Source organism: Thermococcus sp. Bubb.Bath (genome assembly GCF_012027595.1).
In the GTDB taxonomy this organism is placed as follows: Archaea; Methanobacteriota_B; Thermococci; order Thermococcales; family Thermococcaceae; genus Thermococcus.
Genome location: NZ_SNUR01000005.1, coordinates 101,035 through 122,637 on the forward strand (window position 1 = coordinate 101,035; position 21,603 = coordinate 122,637).

Consider the following 21,603-nt stretch of genomic DNA (forward strand, 5'->3'; position numbering starts at 1 on the left):
TACTCCAAGGTTTAAAGGGTTTCGACTCTTCCCCGATTCATCCAAACCCTAATATACGGGGAGACCCAAATTAGACCAGTGTCCCCGATGTTAGGTTTCATGAGGAGAAAGAAACTCAGGAGAGAAGCGGAAGAGGAAGCCCTTCTACATATCAGTGATACCCCAGAGAGCGCATACCCCTTCATAGTCACGGTGATAAAAGAGCTCAAGCCAGAGTACATAGTCCACACCGGTGACCTCGTTGACAACGTGAAGCTTGAGAGGAGGCCGGAGCTAAAGCCCCTCTATGAGGGGGGCCTTAGAAAGCTCGCGAGAATCCTGAAGGGCTCCGGGGCGGAACTTTACATCATTCCGGGCAACGAGGATGACGGGGAGCTACTGAAGGAGTTTTTCGGTGAATCCGTCCTCCAGCCGGGGAGCATTGTAGATATAGGAGGGATTAAACTCGCCCTCGGGCATAAGCCGGAGGACGTCATCAAAAAGGAAGCGGACTTCAGGCTCTACGGCCACAACTTCAAGACGATCCCGCGGGGCTTAAACGGCCTGAAGAGCATAAACGTGCTGTTTCTCCCAAGCGGCCGCGTTGTTAGAATAGGTTACCCAACGGGGACCGATACCTATAGGGGATACAAACTGTGGAGGAGTTTGTGATGAAGTTCATGCGCTTTGGTCCCTCGATACTATTCCTGAGGACTTCTCAAGTGGTGGAAGTGAAAAACTGGATACAGGGGATTTTCGGAGCCCAACCGATTCCAACGGACGAGGCGATAAAGGAGAGCCGCGAGTTTGAGACGGTTCTTTTCGTTACTCCAATGGGAGAAGAGAAAACGATACCTCCGGACTCGGGTTTTCTGATACCGGACTCCGCAAGGGCGGTTCTCGCGGCACTGATAAATAGCGGACTCCCGATTGAAAAGGTCCAAGCCGAGAGCTCCATAATCTTCCTTAGGGTTCCTGAGAAGGTCGATGACGCCCTGAAACTATTGGCGGGGAAGTTTAATGGGGAGGCAGCTTCCCTTGAGGAAGCGCTGGACGAGGGAGAAGTTCACGACACAATAATAGCGATCACAAAAAAGAGACTCTCCAGCCCAATCGGGCCCGAGGAGGTCGAAGGGACAGTCCTCGTAAGGGAGCGCTTTCTCAGGGTTTACAGAGAGCTGAGCGTAGACGCTCCCCTTCTGCTCCTAAGGCTTATGCCTGAGTGGAAGGAGATTACGATTAAGATGTACGACACTGAAAAGCAATACGATGAAAACATCGAAAGGCTGATGCTCGTCTTAGAGGACCTTGACCTTGGTTTCGTCGTCGGTGAAGGCTGGGACTGGGACTATCCAAGACCGTTCATGCGCGTTCCCGTCTACAAGCTCAAGCTCCTGACGTGGGAAGACCCGGTTAGGGTGAAGTTCTTCCTGAAGGGACTCGAGTACAGGGGCTACAGCAGGTTCTGCGACATAGACGTCTTCGTTGAGGGCAAGAAGATAGATTGGGTCAAGCTGGGAAAGTTTGATTCCAAGTTCGAGCTGGCCAAGGCAGCGAGGGAAGAGCTGGAGAAGCACCTAAGTGAAGATGTGAAGAAAAGACTGCACGAAATAGAGGAGAAGCTTTTGAAAGATACCGAGGAGGAGAAAGCTAAAGCTTCCTGAGCTTTGCAACAAAGAAGCCGCTCATCCCATGCTTGTCCGGGTAGAAGCGCCTTGCCTTCTTTATTTCCTGGCTAAGCTCAATTCCAAAGGGCTTTATTAAAGCCGGCTCACCATATCTCAGCGGTAGGAGTTCAACCTCAAAGTTGTCCAGAACCCACTGGACAACGAATTCATTCTCCTCCGGCTCAAGGGAGCAGGTTGAGTAAACCAGAATTCCTCCCTTTTTCAGCGCCCCCAACCCCTTCTCAAGGAGCTTCATCTGGAGACCCTGGCAGAACTTCACATCATCCATCGTCCTATTCGCCTTCCTCTCCGGGTTCTTGTGTATCGTCCCAGAGCCTGTGCAGGGAGCATCGAGGAGTATTTTGTCGAACTCAACGCCGAGCTCGCCTATGTGGAGGGAAGAGCTGTGGAAGAGGATAGTGTTGGTAACGCCCAGCCTTGACAGGTTGAGCCTCGTCTCCTTCAGCCTCTCCTCGCCGACGTCGAAGGCGTAGATTATGCCTTCATTCTCCATCAGCTGGGCCATATAGGAGGTTTTCCCTCCGGGGGCGGCGGCCATGTCTGCAACGACCTCGCCGGGCTCCGGTTCCAGGGCCACTGGAGGATACATCGAGCTCGCTTCCTGAATGTAGAGGAGGCCGGAGAGGTATTCAGGAGTTGAGGTTATCGAGAAGGGCTCCCTCATGAGGCAGAAACCTTCCCTAGCCCAGGGGACTCTCTTAAACTGGAAGCCCTTCTTGTTGAGGAGCTTTGTGAGCCTTGGAACCTCTATCCGGAGGGTATTGATGCGGAAGCACCTCGGCAGAGGTTTTTCCATTGCATTGGCTATCGCTAAGGCCCTTTCCCCCCAGAGCTGGTAATAGCGTTCTGCGAAGGCCTTTGAGTAGCCGAGGCTGAAGAGACGTTCGAGCATGTTGGGAGTTGGGGGAGGGGTTTAAAGAGTTTTAGCTTTAGGATATAATATTGAATCAAAAAGTGGGAAAATGTCAAAAGATTTTAGCCACTGTTAGTTATGTCTGCATCCACACTTACACCTGACTCCCCATCGTTGAGGAAGATAACACAGTAGTTTCCAGGATGTGGTAATGAGGTAGAGATTTCGTCAGTCTTTTTCCATATAATGGAGCTCCCATAATTAGGAGGTTCCCCGGTGTTATCATGAAAATATGACTCATAGTATTCATCGACTATGTAAATCTTTAACTGATCCCCATAATGTTTTGTGATTTTAATGTTAAGCCATTTTGATGGATAGTAATGGCATATAGCTCTATAGTATCCTGGAGGAATCACCAGATCAGTCTTAGAGATATGGATTGTAAAGAATCCAGATGTTTCTATGATCTTTGAAACTGGATGGTAACTGTAAGTGTTATCAATTACATGGTAAATAGAAAGTTTAACCGATATTGAACTATCACTGTTGTGATTAGCAACTGCAACACAAAATCTACCCAATATTGGGTACTCATTAGATAGATTAGCAGTTAACACGTCCTTTGCACTTAGGGCAGTGTAATAGGAAAAGTTTAGTTGTTTGAACCCACTGAGATCGTTATACCCCAAGGTGTATATAGAGAAAGGTTTGTCATTGAGGCTGTCTGCTATTATCCTCAATTTGATATCTGATGAATCCCAGCAACTTACAAAATACTAATATGGCTCAATAGAAATAACTGAAGTATACAATAGTTTCTCTCTCGGAGATTCAGTGGTTGTTGTAGTGTATCCCTGCTGTTGTCCCCACATGTTTGTATTACTATAACCTGTATCCCCACTACTTGAACCGGTTATACAGCCAGATATTATTACAACTAAAGATAGAACTAAAAGTAAAAATCCTCTTTTTACTAAACTATTTGCCATATGATCCCTCCGTGGAAGTTATCAGTCTTGTCTTTGTGCATAGAGTACTTTAAAAGATTTCCTTAAAAACATTATTGAGATAATAGCAGGGGTATTAAAGACTAAAAGTCTAACCTAAAAAATAAATAATCAAACAATCAGATCTTAATCCCGCCCATGACGAGGGCCATAACGGCCTTCTGGGCGTGGAGCCTGTTCTCGGCCTCGTCGAAGACGACGCTGTTCGGGGAATCAACGACGTCGTCGGTGACCTCTTCTCCCCTGTGGGCCGGGAGGCAGTGCATGAAGATGTAGTCCTTCTTGGCGTGCTTGACGAGCTCCTTGTTGACCTGGAAGGGCATGAATATCTTTCTCCTCTCCTCGGCCTCGGCCTCCTGTCCCATGCTCGCCCAGACGTCGGTGTAGATGACGTCGGCGTCCTTGACGGCCTTGACCGGGTCGTGGAGGAGCTCGAAGCTTCCACCGCTCTCGGCGGCGTTCTCCTCGGCCCACTTAACGACCTTCGGATCAGGCTCGTAGCCTTCGGGGGTAGCCACAACCACGTTGGCACCGAGCTTGGTTCCGGCTATTATGAGTGAATGAGCCACGTTGTTTCCATCGCCGACATATACAACCTTAACGCCCTGAATCCTGCCCTTCTTCTCGAGGATGGTCTGATAATCGGCGAGGGCCTGGCACGGGTGACTGAAGTCCGAGAGGGCGTTTATCACCGGGACGCTGCCGTACTTGGCGAGATCCTCAACGTCCTTGTGGCCGTAAACCCTCGCCACTATCCCATCGACGTACCTGCTGAGAACGCGGGCGGTATCTGATATGGTCTCCCCCCTCCTGAGCTGGAGGTCGTTGGCATTGAGGTAGAGGCCGTAGCCGCCGAGCTGATAGATGCCAACCTCAAAGCTGACGCGGGTCCTCGTTGAGGGCTTCTGGAATATCATTCCAAGCGTTTTTCCCTCGAGAACGCGGTGCGGATTTCCAATCTTGTTCCAAATCTTCATCATCTCGGCCGTCTTAAGAATAGTCTCAATCTCCTCCCTCGTGAAGTCTTGGAGGCAGAGAACATCCCTTCCTGCGAGGCTAACCACCATGTGCATCACCGTCTAAAGCTGGGGAGCGAATTTAATAACCCTTTCGTCGGAAAAGCCCCCCATATAGTGAAGGGAATTTGAAAGGACCTCAAATGCCTTTACTAATGTCAAGGTTCATTGGTTTATCAGTGTGGCAGGATAGACAGGTATTCTTGGGGCTTATGTTTATCAAATCCCCTTCCTTTCGAAGATCTTACCAAGTGTGGCAGGGGAGAAAATATAAGGAGAAACTCCATTGAAACTCAGGTGAGAACAGTGGACAATGGAATAAGGGTAAAGCTTGTCAATTATACAAAAAAACCGCTCGAAACTGTCACATGGGCGGCTCTCATAAGCTACTGGGATGGATGGGAAACCGAAGCCTTCGAGCGTATGGATGGGAGCGACGTTGAAATGCATCTCCCACGGGTTCTCGGCTACGGGCACGAGAGCATCCTAGAGCACGCGACGCTCACCTTTGCCATCGAGGGCTGTTCTCGCGTTTGTTCGCACCAGCTTGTTCGTCATAGATTGGCAAGCTATACCCAACAGTCACAGAGATACCAGTTTGTTTCTTCAGTGAAAATCAAAGAACACAGGCTTCCAGAACCGGAGGGAGAGAAAAGGAATCCTCACTGTAAACTCACGATAAATCAGGAGAGAGAAATAGTCAGATGGTACTTAGAGGATGGCCTATCCACGTGGCAAATAGGGAAAATAGTGGGCCTTCACCCGACTTCTGTGCTGTCAATACTCAAGGCCTATGGGGTTACCCCCCGGAAGGCCGGGGAGGTGTACAACGGTAGGTTTATCCATGAAACATTCTTTGAAACCATAGACACTCCCGACAAGGCGTACATCTTAGGTTGTATAATGGCGGATGGCAGCATTAACGATCAGAGAAATGCCCTCGTCATAGACCAGAAAAACCTTGAAAAAACCCTGCTCATAGAAATTGCGGAGCGTATTGGAAAGGGAATAAGGGTCAGAACCCAGAAGGGAAGGGATACGCTTAGAATATGGGTTGGAAACAAAAAACTCATTGAAGACCTTAAAAAATGGGGTGTCTCTGAGAGGAAGGCAAAAATCCTGAGTTTTGACAGGATTATCGAGGGAGTTCCAAGAAAGCTCTGGCCCGATTTCCTCAGAGGCTACCTTGATGGGGATGGATACATTAAAGTTGTTTTCAAGGACGGCGCCTTCCAGAGGGCGGAAGTCACTTTTGTCAGCTCAAGCAAGAAGGCACTGGAAGACACGATGTTCATGTTGAGTGAGCTTGGGCTTCCCAAGGGGACCCTGAAATGCTACGAAGATCAGAGGATTGGATATCTCAAGTACGGCAAAAACAAAAAATCCGAAGAGTTGCTGAGGCTTCTCTATGAAGGGGCAGACCCATTTCTCGTCAGGAGGGCCAACATACTCAAAGTCCTCGCCGTTGTCCCGGAGTTAAGGAAGGATATTGGGAACGCCATAAAGAAAAAGCTCGAAGAGTACGAGTTCACAATACCAGACAGTGTCCTGGAAGATCCCTTTTTAGCGTACCAGTGGTATGACCTGATGAGAGACGCGCGAGAGATTTACATAAAATCCGTCCAGGCCGGGATTCCAAAGGAGGATGCCCGCTTCATACTCCCCCAGGCGGTTAGGACGAAGATAGTTGTCACCATGAACCTCCGCGAGCTGAAGCATTTCCTGGGATTGAGGGCCTGCGAGAGGGCCCAATGGGAGATAAGGGAAGTGGCCTGGAAGATGCTCGAGGAGATAGCGAAGAACGACGAGCTGAGGCCGATAATAGAGTGGGCGAAGCTTGGGCCGAGGTGCATCCAGATCGGCTACTGTCCTGAGGGCGAGCTTATGCCCCCGAACTGCTGGAAGAGGACGAGGGAGAGGTGGAAAAGTCTTTTAGAGGGCTATTTGAAGTGATTGTTATACAAACGTATCTTTTTGTAAAGTTCATCTTTAAATTTAATTTAAAAACAAAAACGTTTATAGCCTCAGCGTAGTATTAAAATTCAGGTGAGAGACTGATGGAGATAACCCAATTCTTTTCAAAAATCAGGCCAGGTGAGACTGTTATTCTGGAGCATGAATCAGCGGCGGTACCCTCCTACGCCCTCTATCGGCTACTTAAAGATGCTACCGAAAAGGGCAACAACATACTCGTAGATGACTTTCTGGACACCCTTCACGTATACAAGACCCACATCGAACTCTCCGGACTGGACGTTTCCATTTTCGACCGGATACCCGTCATAAAAATCGGAGGCATAATCGATATCGGCAACGTCGTGGGGAGAGTGAGTCCGAGAAGGGGGGTGATACTGCGCAAGGAGTACGAGAAGGTTTACTCCGAGGTGATTACTGAGGAGGAAGTTACTATAAACCCTGTGTTGGGCCTGGAGAAGATTCTCATCTTTGCGGATGACAAGGTGGAGCTCATGGAAACCCTGGCACAGATATCCCTCAGACTTGGAGATAAGCGGCGCATAGCGATATACTTCATAAACAAAGACATCCTAAACGAGGTGAATCCCGTAGCTACTCCGATAATTGAATTCATGAGCACAACCCTCGTTGAAGTGAAGAAGAAGGGCAGGGTGTACACCTTCGAAGTGCTTAAGTCCACAACACCAGAGATAGATGGAATGACGTTCAACTATGACCTAGATAAAGTTGAGTGAGTCACACGACTGCCTTTTTCAAAATTTTCAGCTTGATGGATATGTATTCCATTAGGTGCGAGAGGACCAGAGGATGTCCATTTCTTCAATAATCTGAATAGGTAATTGTCGGTCTTTCAAATTTCTCTCGATTTACTGGCATGATTTGACACTTATCCAAATTCTCAACGAAAAACTTGATAACCAGCTCTGGAATTAATAGTTACGGTGATCAGAATGGGGATGGTACTTGACATTGAGCTCACGATTAACTTGACAAACTTCGAGATCATGAAGACCATTGTTGAGAAGACGATAAAAACAAGAAGTAGATCAGAGGTATGGCTCAGTGTAGAGCGGAGCCAGAAAGAGCTCGAAAGCTGCAACGGGCATCTCGATGCCCCAGTTCTCTAAGACAGCCGGGTGCACCTCCCCTATGACTCCAATTGTTTCTCCGTTGACGATGATCCTACCGACCCTACCCGGAATGAAGCTCGGGTGTTCCGCCTCTTCAAGCTCATACTCGAAGCCGAGGTGCCTCCTCACTGAGTCGAGGATTTCTTTTGCTTCTGTAAACGTCACGCGCGGGTGTGCCAGAGCCACCGCCAGCTTGCTCTCGCTGACGGTCTTCGTCTCCCTGCCCTCGTCTATGAGGGTCGCCTTCCCCACCTCGAAGAGCCTCTGCGGGTACTCCTCATGGGTGTTCTGGCTCAGGAAGTCGAGAAGGCTGGGTATGAGCCAGTTCCTAAGGGCCGACCACTTCGGGCTTATCGGGTTTTCTATCTCGACGATTTCAGCTGGCGGGTGGTTGAAGTAGTCCCCGCACTCCTCAGGATGCTCCCCACAGGGGAGGTTCATCCTCTCGTACTGCGCCTCCCTGTTCGTCAGGTTGAAGGTCATGACTTCCTGCAGACCGAAGCCGACCATAAGCTCCCTAACGGCATCCTCGAACTCGACGAACTTGTCTCCTCTCCCCTGGACTGCCAGCTTCGGCTCTTCGGGTTCAATCTCGTTGTAGCCGTAAGCGATGAGCACATCTTCAAGAACATCCCTCGCGTGCATTATATCGTCGCGGAAGGCTGGATAGCGGAGCTTTGCTCTTCCGTCCTCAAGCTCGACCTCGTACATCATCCTCTCAAGGAGCTCCTTGATTTTCTCGTCACTCAGCTCAAGGCCAGCTAACTTTCTGATGTAGTCGAGCTCGACCTCGAACTCCTTCGGCGTTAAGTCGGGAGTCTCTATCTCGAAATCTGGGTAAACCACCTTGACGCTCCTTATCCTTCCGCCGCGCTCCGCAAGAGCTGTGACAACGACGTTGAGGGCGAGCATTATCTTGTTTAGATCCCAGCCGGTTATATCAACGAAGACGTTCTTGGTCCCGGTGGTCACCCTCCCCGTTATCTCGGAGTTGATTACCGGCGGCATAGAGAGAACTTTGCCCTCGCTGTCCACGAGGAGAGGATAGAACGGCTTGTCCTTTATCAGGTGCCCGTATTCTCTGCCCTTCTCGTGCTTCTCAAGGATTTCCTCCAGCGTCATCTCCTCGTCGTAGCCGAGGGGGATGAACTTTTCCGTCTTCTCGGCGGCACGGTAATATATCGGCGGCCTAACCCTGTCGAAGTCGAAGATGCCTATCGCTACCTCCCTTCTCCTCCTTCCGAAGGTGAGCGCTACCTTCTCCTGCAGGTTAATCATCTGCCTTAGGGCCTCTTCGTCGATGTTCAGGCCCTCAACGATTGCATAAACACCGTAGGGCCTGATGTCCTTCAGCTTCTCGTCAACGTAAACGATAATGTCGCTCTTCTCGACCTTGTACTCTGGCAAACCCTTCTGGAAGCCCAGGGCGAAGCGTACCTGCCTCGCTATTCCCTCAGCACTCCAGAGGTCGGGCCTGTTGGTGTCCTTTGAGTCGGCCTTGAAGTAGATTTCACCGTCCTCTTCCCACATATCATCAAGCTCACATTTGGCGTAGAGGAAGAGGTCCTCCCACTCCTCGACGCTGAAGGTTTTCCCGACGAGCCTCTCAAGGTCGCGCTTTGAAACGTCGAACTTTGGCATGAGCATCACCCCTGACTTTCAACAGCCTTTCCTTCTTCTTTGACCCTTTCAATGAACTTGAGGAACTCCGGGAGAACGAGCTCCCTCGCGCGCCATATCTCAATGCCAACGACCTCGCCGTTCTCGTTGAGGTCTATAACAACGTCCCCTTTCATGTCCGCGTCCACGGGCTTCTTTGGCGAGAGCTGAATGTATAGGATGTCAACGTTTGGGTCATACTTCACAATTACCTCGTCGCTCATAACTCAACCCACCTTCCGGAAGTTAGTTTTGCAGTTCGGATTTTATCAAATTTGCTCGTGTGATAAATGGTCACAACTATCTTCCCATCACCAACTTTTTTGTAGACAACTACTAAATCATGGCCGTTTTTACTCCCTACTGCCACGTACCTACCCGATTGCAGGTCAAAAAACAAATGGGACGGGCTGTGAAGTGTATTTTCCACTTCTTCCTTGGAGATTTCGTACTGCTGCATCCTCATGAGGGCGTGCTCGGTGTAGGAGATCACTCAAATCACCACACCAGCCTCGCTTCCCTCAGCCACCTCAGGTCGTAGCTGAAGAGGTAGCGGATGTCGTCTATTCCAAGCTTGAACATGGCCAACCTGTCGATTCCTATTCCCCAGGCTATCACAGGTGCATCGATTCCAAGGGCCTTCGTCATCTCCTCTCTGAAGATTCCAGCACCGCCGAACTCGACCCAGCCGAGCTCCGGGTGGTAGGCGCTCATCTGGACGCTCGGTTCAGTGAACGGGTAGTAATCCGGAAGGAACTTCACCTTCTTCGCTCCGGCTATCTCGACGGCGAAGCGCTTGAGTATTCCGAGGAGATGCCTGAAGTTGAGCTCTTCCCCAACTACGAAGCCGTCAATCTGGTTGAACTCGATGAGGTGAGTTCTATCCAGAACGTCCGGCCTGAAAACGCGCTGTATCGTGAAGTACTTGCCCGGTATCTCGACACCCTTCGCGAGCTGTCTGGCGTCGAGTGCGGTTCCATGTGCCCTGGGCATCAGGAGCATCGCCCTCTCAGGCGACCAGACGTAGCCCCAGCCCCTTGAACCTGTGTCCCCCCCGTGCTCGTGAGCGGCTTTAACCCTCACAACGAGCTCCTCCTCTGGCAGATGACCGCTCTTCGGGTACTTGAGCTGGTAGGTGTCAGTCCACTCCCTCGCAGGATGGTTCTGGGGCTGGAAGAGCGCATCGAAGTTCCAGAACTGGGTCTCTATCATGCTCTCCGAGACCATTTCAATGAAGCCCATCTCGATGAGCCTTCTCCGTATCTTGTCGAGAAATGCCCTGTAGGGCTGCTTTTTGCCAGGATAAACCCTTCTAACTGGGGCTTTGATGTCGAACCTTCTGAACTCAACTTCCTTCCACCTGCCGGACTTTATGAGTTCCTGCGTGAGGATTGAGACTTCTCTCTTAAGTTCGAGGCCTTTCCTGACGAGTTCTTCTCCAGCGGGGGTTATTTCGACGGTCCTCTCAGTTATAGTGTCCTCATCGGCTATCTTCCTTCTCTTGAGCTCTTTGACGGGAACGAGCTTCTCAACCTCGCTCACCGGAACGGTTTCCTTCTCCGCGAGGAGCTTGAGGGCTCTGTCGATGGGCCTCTCATCGGCTTCCCTCCCTTTGTCTGTTATCTCGAGGACGAGCTTTCCATCCTCCTTTCTGACGGTTGCCCAGCCTTCCTTCCTTAGGAGACCGACTATCGGCTTCAGCTCGTCCTCGCTGAGAACCTCTTTGAGGTTGTCGAGGGTAACTTTCTCCCCCTCGAGGAGGAGTTTTAGAGCCCTCCACTCCGGAAGGCCAATTTGAGCGTACTTCCTCCCGGTCTCGGTTATCTTAATGACCTTCTCGCTCCTCTCGTGGAGTTCCGCAAGTCCTTTGGCCTGAAGACCGAGAACCGAGCGCATAACGGCTACCTGGTCGAGTCCGGTTTTTTCCACAAGCTCTTCAAATTTGAGCTTTTTCGCCTCGCCGAGTTTTATGAGCGTGAGCTTTTCCTGGTAGCTTAGCTCCATAGTGCCACCTCCCGGTGAGGGTGAGCGGGAGGACTTAAGAGAATTGCGGTTGCTTGTGGATTCTGAAATAAACTAAAGGGTTAAGTCTTCACAAGCCAGTAGGTTTCTTTCCTCAGGCCCTTCTTTTTCAGCTCTTCGAACTTTCTTCTGGCCGTCCTGTAAAAACCATTGTCATGGAGGACTATGCCTTCTTTCATCGCGTCGAGGGCTGAAGGGGAAAGGTTCTCAAGGGCCTTGAGGAACTCGGAAGGGGTGTAGGCGAGGATATCAACGTCCAGAAGCTCCTCGTTGAGCTCGTAGAGTGGCTTAGTCCGCGTGAGGAAGTTTCCACTCAGCTTCCCGGAGATCACTATCAGATCGTAGTCGCTAGCCCTGTTGTAATCTCCCCTTGCTCTAGAACCGAAGAGAATTATCGTAACGTCCCCATTGAAGTAATCGACTATCCTTCCCACAAACCTCTCAATCTCCGGCGAGATTCTTTGCCGTTCTCTTAACGAAGTTGATGACCTCTTCAGCATAACTAATCATCTCCCCAGCCACATCCTCTGAGTAGTACTCGAAGGGAGAGCCCTCTGGATATGCATCGGGATATCTCGGAGCTATGTAGTTCCTGTCGAGCTCCATCGCCCTGTGGAACAGCTCTCTCGGAACCTCAATCCCTTCATCACGAAGGTTTCTGAGGAGTTTTGTTATGGAATGGCCGATTGGCGCAAACCCCATCCCCCTAAGGAGAGCCTTCACGGCCAGTTCAGCCGCCTGCTGAGCTTTAAAGCTCGCCCATTCATAGTCACCACCCTCAAGATCCCTGAGGGCAGAGTTGAGAGTCCTCTCAGCCTGCATCATCCATCTCTCGTATTCGCTCCACTTGAACATCTTTCCTCACCCAGGTTTGGTCCTGAGGATATTTAATTCCTTCGCCCTAGTATTTACCCTCCGGTAGGAGGGAAATGTGCGCCTACTATTATCCACAGCAGAATGATAGAACTTGGGAGTATGTAATGGTGGGCTCATGGATACTTTCAATCCTGATGGTATTTTGGGGGGTAGGTGATCTAGCAGTTGGACTGTTTTTCGGGGGAGCTTTAATTCCAGCGGCTGCGATAAGCTACCAAGAATTAGAAGGAGCGGACTACATAGTGACGCACTACAAGGGAGAAGGCGCCATCAAGCAGGCAATGAATATGGCAAAGGACACTCACAACAACTCGATAGTGACATGGGTAATTGGTGGAGTGGCTTTCTTTTTTGCATGGATTGCTGGGCCGATAGCTACCATCTTGGTTGGACTCGGCAACCTCGCCAACGTCATAATGATATTCATCGCCCACGGCTGCTACAAGGAGCTGAGGAAGGCCCTTCTCCTTCTCCAGATCACGGAGAAGGGAAACGCCGAGATAGCCGTTAAACTCTAAAGCTCGCCTGCCTCTTTAAAAATTCTTTCGTGAAGCTCCTCACTTAACCAGACGCCGCTGGCCTTCAGTCTTTCGAGTTCTTCCTTCAGACTCTCTATCTTTCCCAGGAGTTTCGCCCCGAGGAGAACGCCTATATGGTTCCAGCAACCTTGAGCCTCAAAGCCCTCGCAACTTCCCGTCCATCGTAGTCGTCGATCAGAATCAGCTCGGCGTTCCTTTCGAGGGCAAGGACTATCGCCTCGCTCTCTCCTTCGTTCAGTTCAAGCATTAGGGCACGCTTCAGCTTCTCGTCCGATATCTTCTCGACTTTGATCCACTTTGCGTTTTTAATGGCTAACGCGTCCTCTGAGTTCCCACCTTCAAGGACGCACTCTCTATAAACAGCAGGGGATAATTATCTCTCCAAAGAACTCCCGAAGAAGTTCGAGCCTGCCCATCTTTGCCAGATGGATTAAGGGTGTTGAGTCACTCACCACGGGCAAAGGCTAAGTCCTCCTCAAGCTCCTTCTCAGTGTAGTGCCTTGGAACCTTTCTCTTTGCAAGCTCATCAAGGAACTCCCTCTTTGTCATTCCTGCGAGTTTGGCGGCTTTTCCAAGCGGGGGAATACCCCTTTGGTAGAGAATAACCGCAAGGTCAACCCTCAGCTCCCTCTCAACGTCCCCCTTCGGAAGCTTCATAGAGGTGATTATGTCCTCAGGAATTACTATTTCCATACTCTCACCGTGGGAGGTTGGTATCTAAAATATTTAAACCCTTTCTCTAACAAAATTGAAAAGAAAAAAGAACATCGAGACACTCATCCCTTGTGCGGGAAGAAAACGACCTTTCCGGTCTTCCCAGCGCGCATCAGCTCGAAAGCTTCCTCAAACTTCTCAAAGCCGTTGTAGCGGTGTGTTAAAACCGCGTCGAGGTTGAGCTTGCCGCTCTGGATGAGGCTTGAGACGGTGTACCAAGTCTCCCACTGGTGCCTTCCGGTTATGCCGTGAACTTCGAGGGCCTTAAATATTATGAGGTTATTAAAGTCTACCGTAACCTCTCTCGGGAAGAGTCCAAGAAGCGAGACCCTTCCACCGGGGGTTGTGGCAGCTAATCCCTGTTCGAGGGCTTTAGGTGCCCCGCTGAACTCGAGGAAGACCTCAACTCCAGCGCCGTCGGTTATGTCCATGACCTCCTTAACAGGGTCCTCTTCAAACGGGTTGATGATGTAATCGGCCCCAACCTTCTTGGCGAGGTTCCTGCGGTATTCGCTAGGCTCGGAGACAATGACCGGGTAGGCGCCGCTTGCCTTCGCAACGGCTATACCCAGGAGACCGAGCGGACCTGCACCGGTTATGAGGGTGCTCCTTCCCGCTATAGGACCGGCCAGGACGGTATCCACTGCGTTTCCAAGCGGCTCCTGAAGGGCAGCATGCTCAGGTTTCATTCCCTTCGGGTTCTTCCAAGCGTTCCTCGCGGGGACTATGGCGTAGTGAGCGAAAACTCCATCCATATCAACGCCAAAGATCTTGGTGTTCTGGCAGACGTGGTAGCGGTTGTGCTTGCACGCGTAGCACTTGCCACAGACTATATGCGTTTCGGCGCTTATATAGTCACCCACTTGGAGGTCTTCAACGCCGGGGCCGACCTCGATGACTTCTCCAGCAACCTCATGGCCCATTATCTGAGGCGGCTTAATCCTGCTCTGCGCCCACTCGTTCCACTCGTAGATGTGGAGGTCTGTTCCGCAGATGGTCGTCGCGAGGACCTTGATGAGCACTTCACCTGGGCCGGGCTTTGGAACGTCAACCTCAACGAGCTCGGCACCATATGCCGGCTTCGTCTTCATAATGGCCTGCATCTTTTCGGACATGGCTCTCATCTCCTACATTGATGCATAGGTTTGACTGAATATAAACTTTTTCAATGAGTTTTGGAACGTGAAGAGGGGACTTGATGCCAGTTCTGTTTGTAGTTAGAACTTAAAAGCAGATATTAAGTTTGAACTTCGGGAAAAATATCCTGAAAAGTTCAACAAAGCAACGGAGGGATTATATAGGGGTATGCTCACCTGAAGGGCGACATCTCTACGGTGGTGTCTGAATTGGAGAGGAATGGGTTTGCTCCAAGGAAACCCCCCGTGAAAACAGGGGAAAAATACAGGGTGAAGATAGAGTCCCTCGGCAGAGGGGGCGATGGGATAGCCAGGATAAAGGGCTTTGTTATTTTCGTCCCCAACACGCAAGTCGGGGATGAGGTGGAAATCGTCATAAAGAACGTGAAAGAGCGATTTGCCTTCGCGGAAGTCCTAGAGTGAACACCCAGAGGGACTCTTTTGATTCGTTCCCTCTTAGTTCCATACTTTTTTCTTCCCAGACCGGAAAACTTAATAAAACAAAAATATAACAGTGTAAAGCACGGGGGGAAATGGATGGCAGTAATAGTAATGACGGGCAGGGGCGGTGCAGGAAAGACCACAACGACGGCGAACCTCAGCACTTACCTCGCCATGAGGGAGTACAGGGTTCTGGCTATTGATGGAGACCTGTACCTCCCCAACCTGGGGTTTCACTTTGGGATGGACAATGTCAAATACACGGTTCACTCCCTTCTCCACGACCCAAGTATAAACCCTGAATGGGCCATTTACAAACACCGAGAGACCGGGGTTTACGTGATGCCCGGCAGCACCAACCTCCACGATGTCGTGGGTATATCCCCACAAAAGCTGAGAGACCTCGTTGAGGAAATCAAATACAAGTTTGGGATAGTGTTCGTCGATTCTCCAACGGGGGTTCCCTTTGACACGCTCCCAACGTTTGAGGTGGCGGATTATCAAATAATCGTTGTGGAGATAGAGAGATCTCCTATCTACTCATTTGAAACGATGGTGGAAAACGAGGTTCAGAAGCTCAAGGCCCTGGGGGACGAGTACGGCCTCAAGATAGGCGTTGTTCTGAACAAAGTCCGTGAGAGTGCGGACGTCGTTGACAAGATAATAGAGGCCATTGAGGAGGACATAGGTGTTCCCGTCCTAAGCTGGGTGCCGTTTGATGAGGCGGTTCCTGAATCCATCAACGTCGGCATCCCGGTTCTCGCGTACAAGCCGAAGAGCGACTCAGCTCTTGCCTTTGCCGAGGCGGGGGAGGTCCTCGAAAGCTGGATATTCGGCTGATTCTGGAGGTGTGTTTCATGGAGATGGACTTTGATGAACTGGTTGAGAAAGTGGCGAATGGAGAGATTAAACTCCACCAGGTTGAGAAATACACGGACGGCGACAAGAAGCTCGCCACTGAAATAAGGAGGAAGGCCCTTGAGAAGAAGTTCGGGATAAGCCTTGAGAACATCGGCCACTATTCAATAGACCCAAACAGACTCATCGGGAAGAACATCGAGAACATGATAGGCGTCGTCCAGATACCCATGGGTATTGCCGGACCGCTCAAAATCAACGGCGAATACGCGAAGGGTAAGTTCTACATCCCGCTCGCCACAACAGAGGGGGCACTGGTCGCGAGCGTCAACCGCGGTTGCTCCGCTCTAACCGCCGCCGGAGGCGTTAAGATCACCCTTATAGATGACAAAATGGCCCGAGCACCGCTCCTCAAGTGCCCGGACGCGAGGAGGGCAAGGGAAGTAGCCGAGTGGGTAATGAACAACCTCGACTACCTCCAGGAGAAGGCCGTCTCAAAGGTCACCAGGCACGGGAAACTCAGGGGAGTTAAGCCCTTCATCGTTGGCAACAACCTCTACCTCCGCTTCGAGTTCGAAACCGGCGATGCGATGGGAATGAACATGGTCACCATCTCCAGCGAGGAGATAATGAAGGTTATCGAGGAGGAGTTCCCGGACGTTAAGTACCTGGCTCTCTCCGGCAACCTCTGCGTCGATAAGAAGCCCAACGCCCTCAACTTCATCGAGGGCCGCGGAAAAACAGTAATCGCCGAAGCGGTGATACCGCGCGAGGTAGTAGAGAAGAAGCTGAAGACGACACCTGAACTAATCGCTGAGGTCAACTACCGTAAGAACCTCGTAGGTTCGGCTCAGGCGGCTTCTTACGGCTTCAACGCCCACTTTGGCAACATAGTCGGTGCGATATTCCTAGCCACCGGCCAGGACGAGGCCCAGATAACCGAGGGCTCTCACGGTATAACCTTAGCAGAGGTTACACCAGAAGGAGACCTCTATATGAGTATAACCATGCCGAGCCTTGAGATTGGAACGGTTGGCGGTGGCACGAGGGTCCCAACGCAGAGGGAAGCCCTCTCAATAATGGGCGTTGCCGGCGGAGGAGAGAAGCCGGGAGAGAACGCCAGGAAGTTCGCGGAGATAGTTGCCGGGGCCGTTCTTGCGGGCGAGCTTTCTCTCCTCGCGGCTATCGCTGCTAAACACCTTGCCAAGGCCCACAAGGAGCTGGGCCGCTAAGTACGGGTTTTTGTTTCTTTATTATACTCAACATTTGTCCACTGTATCTTTTATGTATGCATTTATTGACTTCTAACGGGCCCCTTTTCCTTTCAGAATTTAAGTTCACTCTTAATTTGTCCGAAAGATTTTTAAGTAAAATGTGCTCTTCTGTACTACATAGACTATATAGAATATAGGTGACGGGAATGATAGAGCTCGCGGCGACCGCGTTCTTTATGGCGTGGTCGGTAGGTGCAAACGACAGCGCAAAGGCAGTGGGAACCGCCGTTGGTTCGGGTATAGTTGGATTCAAAAGGGCAGTGCTTATAATAACGGTCTTCACGACCCTCGGAGCTGTTATAGGGCACTCCGCCGTTCCGGGGACCATAACGAGACTGGCCGGTGGGTTAACAACGGCGCAAGTTGCCCTAGCCCTCTTCAGTGCTGCCTCCGCGGTGACTTTAGCAAGCCTCCTTAGCATGCCCATATCAACGACCCAGTCCATAGTCGGCGCCCTCATAGGCTCGTCTCTGGCCCTTGGACTTCCCGTGGACTGGTTGACTATCGGTAAAATTGTATCGGCTTGGTTCTTCTCACCGGCCTTTGCGTCCTTTCTGGCCATAGTAATATACAAGCTTTACAAACCCCTCCTTAAGCGGATAAGGGGTCTCAAGAACCTTGAACTTACACAGAAATGGCTCGTCTTCCTGGCCTCTGCTTACTCCGCCTTTAACCTGGGAACGAACGAGGTTTCAAACGTTATAGGCCTTGCAAAGGCCGGCGGCATGTCGAATCCCAACGCCATCATGGCACTTATAATGGCCTTTGGAACCCTTACCTTTAGCTATAAGGTTATGATGACGATCGGGAAGGATATAGCTCCCCTTGGCCCCACTTCGGCGTTTTCAAGTCAATTCGGGGCGTCGATAGCTGTTAACACAGCCAACCTCTTTGGACTTCCAGTCAGCTCAGGTCAGGCCGTCGTCGGCGCTATCAGCGGATTGAGTGCTTATAAGGGGGAAAAAGTCAACAAAAAGGTTCTCACGGACATTGTCAAGAGCTGGGTTGAAGCACCCCTCTTTGCAGGGGTCCTTGCATTCTTCCTCATAAAACTCTTCTCCGCCGCAGGCTTTTAAACCCCCAGCTCTAATCTATGGGAGGTGTTGTAAGATGGCTAATTTTAAGTTCGAGGTCAAGGCGCGAGATGCCGCCGGAAGGATTGGAAAGCTCACCCTCAACGGCAAAACAGTGGAAACGCCTGCCATAATGCCGGTAATCAACCCAAAGCAACTCATTGTAACCCCAAAAGAGCTCAAAGAGATGGGATTCAGGATGGTCATAACCAACTCATACATAATCTACAAAACCCCCGAACTCCGAGAGCAGGCACTAAAAGAGGGAATCCACAACCTTCTTGGTTATGACGGCATAATCGAAGTTGATTCCGGCTCTTTCCAGCTCATGCGCTACGGTGACGTCGAAGTCACCAACAGCGAGATAGTAAAGTTCCAGCACGATATAGGCGTTGACGTAGGCACCTTCCTTGATATACCCACTCCTCCTGACGTCTCGCATGAGAAGGCCGAAGAAGACCTTAGAATAACGCTGGAGAGGGCGAAGGAGGCGGAGGGAATCAAGGAGATAGCTATGAACGCTGCGGTGCAGGGTTCGACTTACCCTGACCTCAGGACGTACGCCGCTAAAAAGCTGAGCGAAATGAACTTTGAGATACACCCAGTTGGCGCCGTCGTTCCGCTGATGGAGAGCTACAGGTACAAAGACTTGGTGGACGTGGTTATAGCCTCGAAACATGGACTCAGGCCGGATAGGCCGGTTCACCTCTTCGGTGCCGGTCACCCCATGATTTTCGCCCTGGCCGTTGCTATGGGGATAGACCTCTTCGATTCGGCGAGCTACGCCCTCTACGCCAAGGATAACCGCTATTTAACACCGGAAGGGACGAAGAGGCTCGATGAGCTGGATTACTTCCCGTGCTCCTGTCCCGTCTGCTCCCGCTACACACCGCAGGAGCTCCGCGAGATGCCCAAGGAAGAGCGCACGAGGCTTCTGGCTCTGCACAACCTTTGGGTCATTCGTGAGGAGCTCAACAGGGTCAAGCAGTCGATAAAGGAAGGCACCCTTTGGGAGCTGGTTGACGAGAGGGCCCGCTCTCATCCAAAGCTCTACGCGGCCTACAAGCGCCTGCTGGAGTACAGGGAGTACCTTGAGAAGAACGAGCCCGTAACCAAGGGAAGTGCATTCTTCAAGGTGAGCAGGGAGGCTTTGAAGTGGCCAACCGCAGTGAGGGCAAAGGAGAGGGCCGAGCGCGTTAAGCCCAAATTCCTAGAGACGGTTAATCACCCTATATTCGGTGAGATACCAAAGTACCTATCTCTCAGCTACCCCTTCGCCCAGAGCGAGGGGGAGGAGAACTTTACCATCGAGAAACCTGCTAGGGAAGAGGCAAGGAATTATATCATGGCCATAGCCGAGTACCAGTTCGGCGAAGGGGCTGGCGAAGCGTTCAAAGACGCCTTCGTCGAGCTTTCGAGGAAGACTGGAATGCCAAGGCAGATTAAAGTTAAGGGTAAGCACCTCGCCACCTTCCGCTCCGCGGATGGGCTGCTAACGCTGGGAATCGAAGGCGCAAAGAGGCTCCACAAAGTCCTGCCGTTCCCGGGAATGAGGGTTGTTATCGACGAGGACGCAGAGCCGTTCGCGAGGAAGGGAAAGAACGTCTTCGCCAAGTTCGTCGTTGATGCCGACCAGGGGATAAGGCCCTACGACGAGGTTCTGATCGTCAACCGGAACGATGAACTTCTGGCAACAGGCCAGACACTCCTCAACGGGGAAGAGCTAAAGGCCTTCCAGCAGGGGTTGGCCGTGAAGGTTAGGAGGGGGGTGGGGGAGTAATCTACCTCCCAAACCTTCTCTGCCTCTTCTGGTACTCCCTTATTATCCTCAGGAAGTCGATCTTTCTGAATTCGGGGAAATAGACGTCGACGAAGAAGAGCTCGCTGTAGGCTATCTGATACAGCAGAAAGTTGCTTATTCTAATCTCGCCACCGGTTCTTATCACGATATCCGGGTCGGGCATGTTCGGGTGGTAGAGGTAGCGTTTTATCAGCTCTTCATCGATATCCTCAGGCTTTATCTTGCCTTCAAGGGCGTCGCGGACGATTTCACGGGTCGCGTCGGTTATCTCACTCCTGCCACCGTATGCGAGCGCTATGTTGAGGAAGTAGTTCGAGTATTTTCTGGTGACTTTTTCAGCCTCCTCGGCTGCCTTTCTAACCCTCTCTGGAAGGAGCTCCTTTCTCCCTATAACGTTGACCCTGACGCCGTAACGGTGAACCCTCTCATCATCAACGAGCTCTTTAAACTTCCGCTCAAAGAGATCCATGAGTGCAGCTACCTCATCCTTGGAGCGCTTGAAGTTCTCGGTGGAGAAGGCGTAGACCGTAAGCGTCTTTATTCCGAGTTCACGGCACCATTCTAGTATTTCCTCAAGCTTGTTGGAGCCAAAGAGGTGGCCGTACCAGGGGGGCTTTTCGAGCCTCCTGGCCCACCGCCGGTTTCCGTCCATGATTATAGCCACATGCTTTGGGAGGTTCCCCGCTTTGACCTTCTCAAACAGGTACGACTCGTAAAAATCGTAGAGAGGTCTAAAAAGGAGATGGGGAACCTTTGAAACTACCCGATACAGCATCCAAATCCCTTCAGAGCTTCCTTCTCTTGCCAAGGTGAAGCTCCGCAAGCTCCATGTATATCTCGGCGTTCTTCTTCGTCCACTCTACCTCCTCGTCGCTGAGCTTTCTAACGACCTTGCCGGGGACGCCGACAACGAGGCTGTAGTCGGGTATCTCCTTGCCCGGCGGAACGAGGGCACCGGCTCCGATGACGACGTGCTTCCCTATCTTCGCCCCGTCGAGGATCACCGCGCCCATTCCAATGATGACGTAGTCGTCTATGGTGGCCCCGTGGACTACCGCGTTGTGGCCTATAGTGACGTATTTCCCGACCTTAGTGGGAAGGCCGTGGGAAGTGTGTATGCTGACGTTGTCCTGGACGTTGGAGCAGCAGCCGATGTATATCTGCTCTATATCCCCACGGAGAACGGCGGAGGGCCAGACGCTCGTCTTCTCCTCAAGGACGACGTCGCCAATTACCGACGCAGTCTCATCTATGAAAGCGCTCTCGTGAATGACGGGCTTTTTGTCACCAAGTGCGTAGACAGGCATTCCTATCACCTCACTCAGGGGCTAGACGGGTCGGCTTATAAACATAACCGATTACTCCAACCGTTTCAAAAAATGGCACTGAGGTTTACTAGTGGGGTATAAATCAGGGCCACGGGCACCGCAAAGTTTATAAAGTCATCTTGGGAGGTCACTACCGGTACGGCGGTCAGGGCGGCGGGGCCACACCCGGTCTCGTTTCGACCCCGGAAGTTAAGCCCGCCAGCGATCCCGGCAGTACTGCCCTCCGAGA

Annotated in this window: 24 protein-coding genes, 3 pseudogenes and 1 other annotated feature; of the genes and pseudogenes, 12 read left to right on the forward strand and 15 right to left on the reverse strand. The window is 51.3% G+C overall.

From position 1 onward, the window contains the following. The first annotated feature begins 87 nt into the window (after positions 1 to 87). Complete coding sequence (locus tag E3E29_RS10205) at positions 88 to 651, forward strand: metallophosphoesterase (RefSeq protein WP_167910917.1); 564 nt, start codon at positions 88 to 90, stop codon at positions 649 to 651. Continuing rightward, positions 651 to 1,643, forward strand: a complete 993-nt coding sequence (locus E3E29_RS10210; RefSeq protein ID WP_167910882.1) for a hypothetical protein — start codon at positions 651 to 653, stop codon at positions 1,641 to 1,643. Before E3E29_RS10205 ends, E3E29_RS10210 begins: the two co-directional genes overlap by 1 nt. On the opposite strand, the gene E3E29_RS10215 is transcribed toward E3E29_RS10210, so the two are convergent. The 3 genes from E3E29_RS10215 to argF all read right to left on the reverse strand — a co-directional run bounded on the left by E3E29_RS10215 (position 1,630) and on the right by argF (position 4,597). Beyond that, a complete protein-coding gene (locus tag E3E29_RS10215; RefSeq protein ID WP_167910883.1) occupies positions 1,630 to 2,559 on the reverse strand; it encodes an RsmB/NOP family class I SAM-dependent RNA methyltransferase in 930 nt (309 codons plus the stop codon). The two genes, E3E29_RS10210 and E3E29_RS10215, sit on opposite strands and share 14 nt — an antisense overlap. Before the next feature lie 83 nt (positions 2,560 to 2,642). Further along, entirely contained in the window at positions 2,643 to 3,263 is a 621-nt protein-coding gene (locus E3E29_RS10220) for a hypothetical protein (protein ID WP_167910884.1), read from the reverse strand. Positions 3,264 to 3,649: 386 nt separating this feature from the next. Further along, complete coding sequence (gene argF, locus E3E29_RS10225) at positions 3,650 to 4,597, reverse strand: ornithine carbamoyltransferase (RefSeq protein WP_167910918.1); 948 nt, start codon at positions 4,595 to 4,597, stop codon at positions 3,650 to 3,652. A 255-nt stretch (positions 4,598 to 4,852) separates the two neighbouring features. On the opposite strand from argF, the pseudogene E3E29_RS11895 reads away from it, so the two are divergent. The 4 genes and pseudogenes from E3E29_RS11895 to E3E29_RS10235 all read left to right on the forward strand — a co-directional run. After that, positions 4,853 to 5,170: pseudogene (locus E3E29_RS11895) on the forward strand (FAD-dependent thymidylate synthase); the annotation flags it as partial. Positions 5,171 to 5,449: 279 nt separating this feature from the next. After that, a pseudogene (locus E3E29_RS11900) lies at positions 5,450 to 5,866 on the forward strand (LAGLIDADG family homing endonuclease); the annotation flags it as partial. Between the two features lie 198 nt (positions 5,867 to 6,064). After that, positions 6,065 to 6,499, forward strand: a pseudogene (gene thyX / locus E3E29_RS11905) (FAD-dependent thymidylate synthase); the annotation flags it as partial. Positions 6,500 to 6,603: 104 nt separating this feature from the next. Beyond that, positions 6,604 to 7,257 (forward strand): DUF257 family protein, encoded by a 654-nt coding sequence (locus E3E29_RS10235; RefSeq protein ID WP_167910886.1) that lies wholly within the window; start codon positions 6,604 to 6,606, stop codon positions 7,255 to 7,257. Between the two features lie 312 nt (positions 7,258 to 7,569). Here the strand turns inward: E3E29_RS10235 and pheT are convergent, their stop codons facing one another. The 6 genes from pheT to E3E29_RS10265 all read right to left on the reverse strand — a co-directional run bounded on the left by pheT (position 7,570) and on the right by E3E29_RS10265 (position 12,189). Then, positions 7,570 to 9,294 carry a phenylalanine--tRNA ligase subunit beta gene (pheT, locus tag E3E29_RS10240; protein WP_167910919.1) on the reverse strand — a complete coding sequence of 575 codons (1,725 nt, stop codon included), beginning with the start codon at positions 9,292 to 9,294 and terminating at the stop codon, positions 7,570 to 7,572. A gap of 5 nt (positions 9,295 to 9,299) precedes the next feature. Next, a complete protein-coding gene (locus tag E3E29_RS10245; protein WP_167910887.1) occupies positions 9,300 to 9,536 on the reverse strand; it encodes a DUF2283 domain-containing protein in 237 nt (78 codons plus the stop codon). Further along, complete coding sequence (locus E3E29_RS10250) at positions 9,533 to 9,805, reverse strand: DUF4258 domain-containing protein (protein WP_167910888.1); 273 nt, start codon at positions 9,803 to 9,805, stop codon at positions 9,533 to 9,535. Before E3E29_RS10250 ends, E3E29_RS10245 begins: the two co-directional genes overlap by 4 nt. A 5-nt stretch (positions 9,806 to 9,810) precedes the next feature. Next, the gene (locus tag E3E29_RS10255) at positions 9,811 to 11,316 is read right to left on the reverse strand and encodes a phenylalanine--tRNA ligase subunit alpha (protein ID WP_167910889.1); all 1,506 of its coding nucleotides are present in this window, start codon (positions 11,314 to 11,316) and stop codon (positions 9,811 to 9,813) included. A gap of 80 nt (positions 11,317 to 11,396) precedes the next feature. Beyond that, the gene (locus tag E3E29_RS10260) at positions 11,397 to 11,834 is read right to left on the reverse strand and encodes a nucleotidyltransferase domain-containing protein (protein WP_206205881.1); all 438 of its coding nucleotides are present in this window, start codon (positions 11,832 to 11,834) and stop codon (positions 11,397 to 11,399) included. Next, positions 11,776 to 12,189, reverse strand: a complete 414-nt coding sequence (locus tag E3E29_RS10265) for a HEPN domain-containing protein (protein WP_167910890.1) — start codon at positions 12,187 to 12,189, stop codon at positions 11,776 to 11,778. Before E3E29_RS10265 ends, E3E29_RS10260 begins: the two co-directional genes overlap by 59 nt. 125 nt (positions 12,190 to 12,314) lie before the next feature. Here E3E29_RS10265 and E3E29_RS10270 point away from each other — a divergent pair, with 125 nt between their 5' ends. Next, on the forward strand, positions 12,315 to 12,728 hold the full coding sequence (locus E3E29_RS10270; RefSeq protein ID WP_167910891.1) for a hypothetical protein: 414 nt from the start codon (positions 12,315 to 12,317) through the stop codon (positions 12,726 to 12,728). Here E3E29_RS10270 and E3E29_RS11910 read toward each other — a convergent pair. The 4 genes from E3E29_RS11910 to tdh form a co-directional block, all read right to left on the reverse strand. Further along, the gene (locus tag E3E29_RS11910; protein ID WP_342764716.1) at positions 12,725 to 12,862 is read right to left on the reverse strand and encodes a DUF3368 domain-containing protein; all 138 of its coding nucleotides are present in this window, start codon (positions 12,860 to 12,862) and stop codon (positions 12,725 to 12,727) included. The two genes, E3E29_RS10270 and E3E29_RS11910, sit on opposite strands and share 4 nt — an antisense overlap. Beyond that, the gene (locus tag E3E29_RS11915) at positions 12,859 to 12,996 is read right to left on the reverse strand and encodes a hypothetical protein (protein WP_240922846.1); all 138 of its coding nucleotides are present in this window, start codon (positions 12,994 to 12,996) and stop codon (positions 12,859 to 12,861) included. The genes E3E29_RS11910 and E3E29_RS11915 overlap by 4 nt, the downstream gene beginning before the upstream one ends. 197 nt (positions 12,997 to 13,193) lie before the next feature. Then, entirely contained in the window at positions 13,194 to 13,442 is a 249-nt protein-coding gene (locus E3E29_RS10280) for a UPF0175 family protein (protein ID WP_167910892.1), read from the reverse strand. A gap of 83 nt (positions 13,443 to 13,525) precedes the next feature. After that, positions 13,526 to 14,578, reverse strand: coding sequence for an L-threonine 3-dehydrogenase (tdh, locus tag E3E29_RS10285; protein ID WP_167910921.1), 1,053 nt, complete (start codon positions 14,576 to 14,578; stop codon positions 13,526 to 13,528). 219 nt (positions 14,579 to 14,797) lie between these two features. On the opposite strand from tdh, the gene E3E29_RS10290 reads away from it, so the two are divergent. From E3E29_RS10290 to tgtA, 5 genes are all read left to right on the forward strand, one after another. Next, positions 14,798 to 15,022, forward strand: a complete 225-nt coding sequence (locus E3E29_RS10290) for a TRAM domain-containing protein (RefSeq protein ID WP_394352990.1) — start codon at positions 14,798 to 14,800, stop codon at positions 15,020 to 15,022. A gap of 114 nt (positions 15,023 to 15,136) precedes the next feature. Next, a complete protein-coding gene (locus tag E3E29_RS10295; RefSeq protein WP_167910893.1) occupies positions 15,137 to 15,880 on the forward strand; it encodes a MinD/ParA family protein in 744 nt (247 codons plus the stop codon). 23 nt (positions 15,881 to 15,903) lie between these two features. Then, positions 15,904 to 17,130, forward strand: a complete 1,227-nt coding sequence (gene hmgA, locus E3E29_RS10300; RefSeq protein ID WP_167910923.1) for a hydroxymethylglutaryl-CoA reductase (NADPH) — start codon at positions 15,904 to 15,906, stop codon at positions 17,128 to 17,130. 188 nt (positions 17,131 to 17,318) lie between these two features. Continuing rightward, a complete protein-coding gene (locus tag E3E29_RS10305; protein WP_167910894.1) occupies positions 17,319 to 18,248 on the forward strand; it encodes an inorganic phosphate transporter in 930 nt (309 codons plus the stop codon). Positions 18,249 to 18,282: 34 nt separating this feature from the next. Further along, positions 18,283 to 20,025: a tRNA guanosine(15) transglycosylase TgtA gene (gene tgtA / locus E3E29_RS10310; protein ID WP_167910895.1), complete on the forward strand. Its 1,743-nt coding sequence runs from the start codon at positions 18,283 to 18,285 to the stop codon at positions 20,023 to 20,025. A gap of 1 nt (position 20,026) precedes the next feature. Here the strand turns inward: tgtA and uppS are convergent, their stop codons facing one another. Both uppS and E3E29_RS10320 read right to left on the reverse strand, forming a co-directional pair. Further along, positions 20,027 to 20,821 carry a polyprenyl diphosphate synthase gene (gene uppS / locus E3E29_RS10315; protein ID WP_167910896.1) on the reverse strand — a complete coding sequence of 265 codons (795 nt, stop codon included), beginning with the start codon at positions 20,819 to 20,821 and terminating at the stop codon, positions 20,027 to 20,029. Positions 20,822 to 20,831: 10 nt separating this feature from the next. Beyond that, positions 20,832 to 21,353: a gamma carbonic anhydrase family protein gene (locus E3E29_RS10320; RefSeq protein ID WP_167910897.1), complete on the reverse strand. Its 522-nt coding sequence runs from the start codon at positions 21,351 to 21,353 to the stop codon at positions 20,832 to 20,834. Between the two features lie 158 nt (positions 21,354 to 21,511). Further along, positions 21,512 to 21,599, forward strand: a sequence feature (5S ribosomal RNA rRNA prediction is too short). The last annotated feature ends 4 nt before the right edge of the window (positions 21,600 to 21,603 follow it).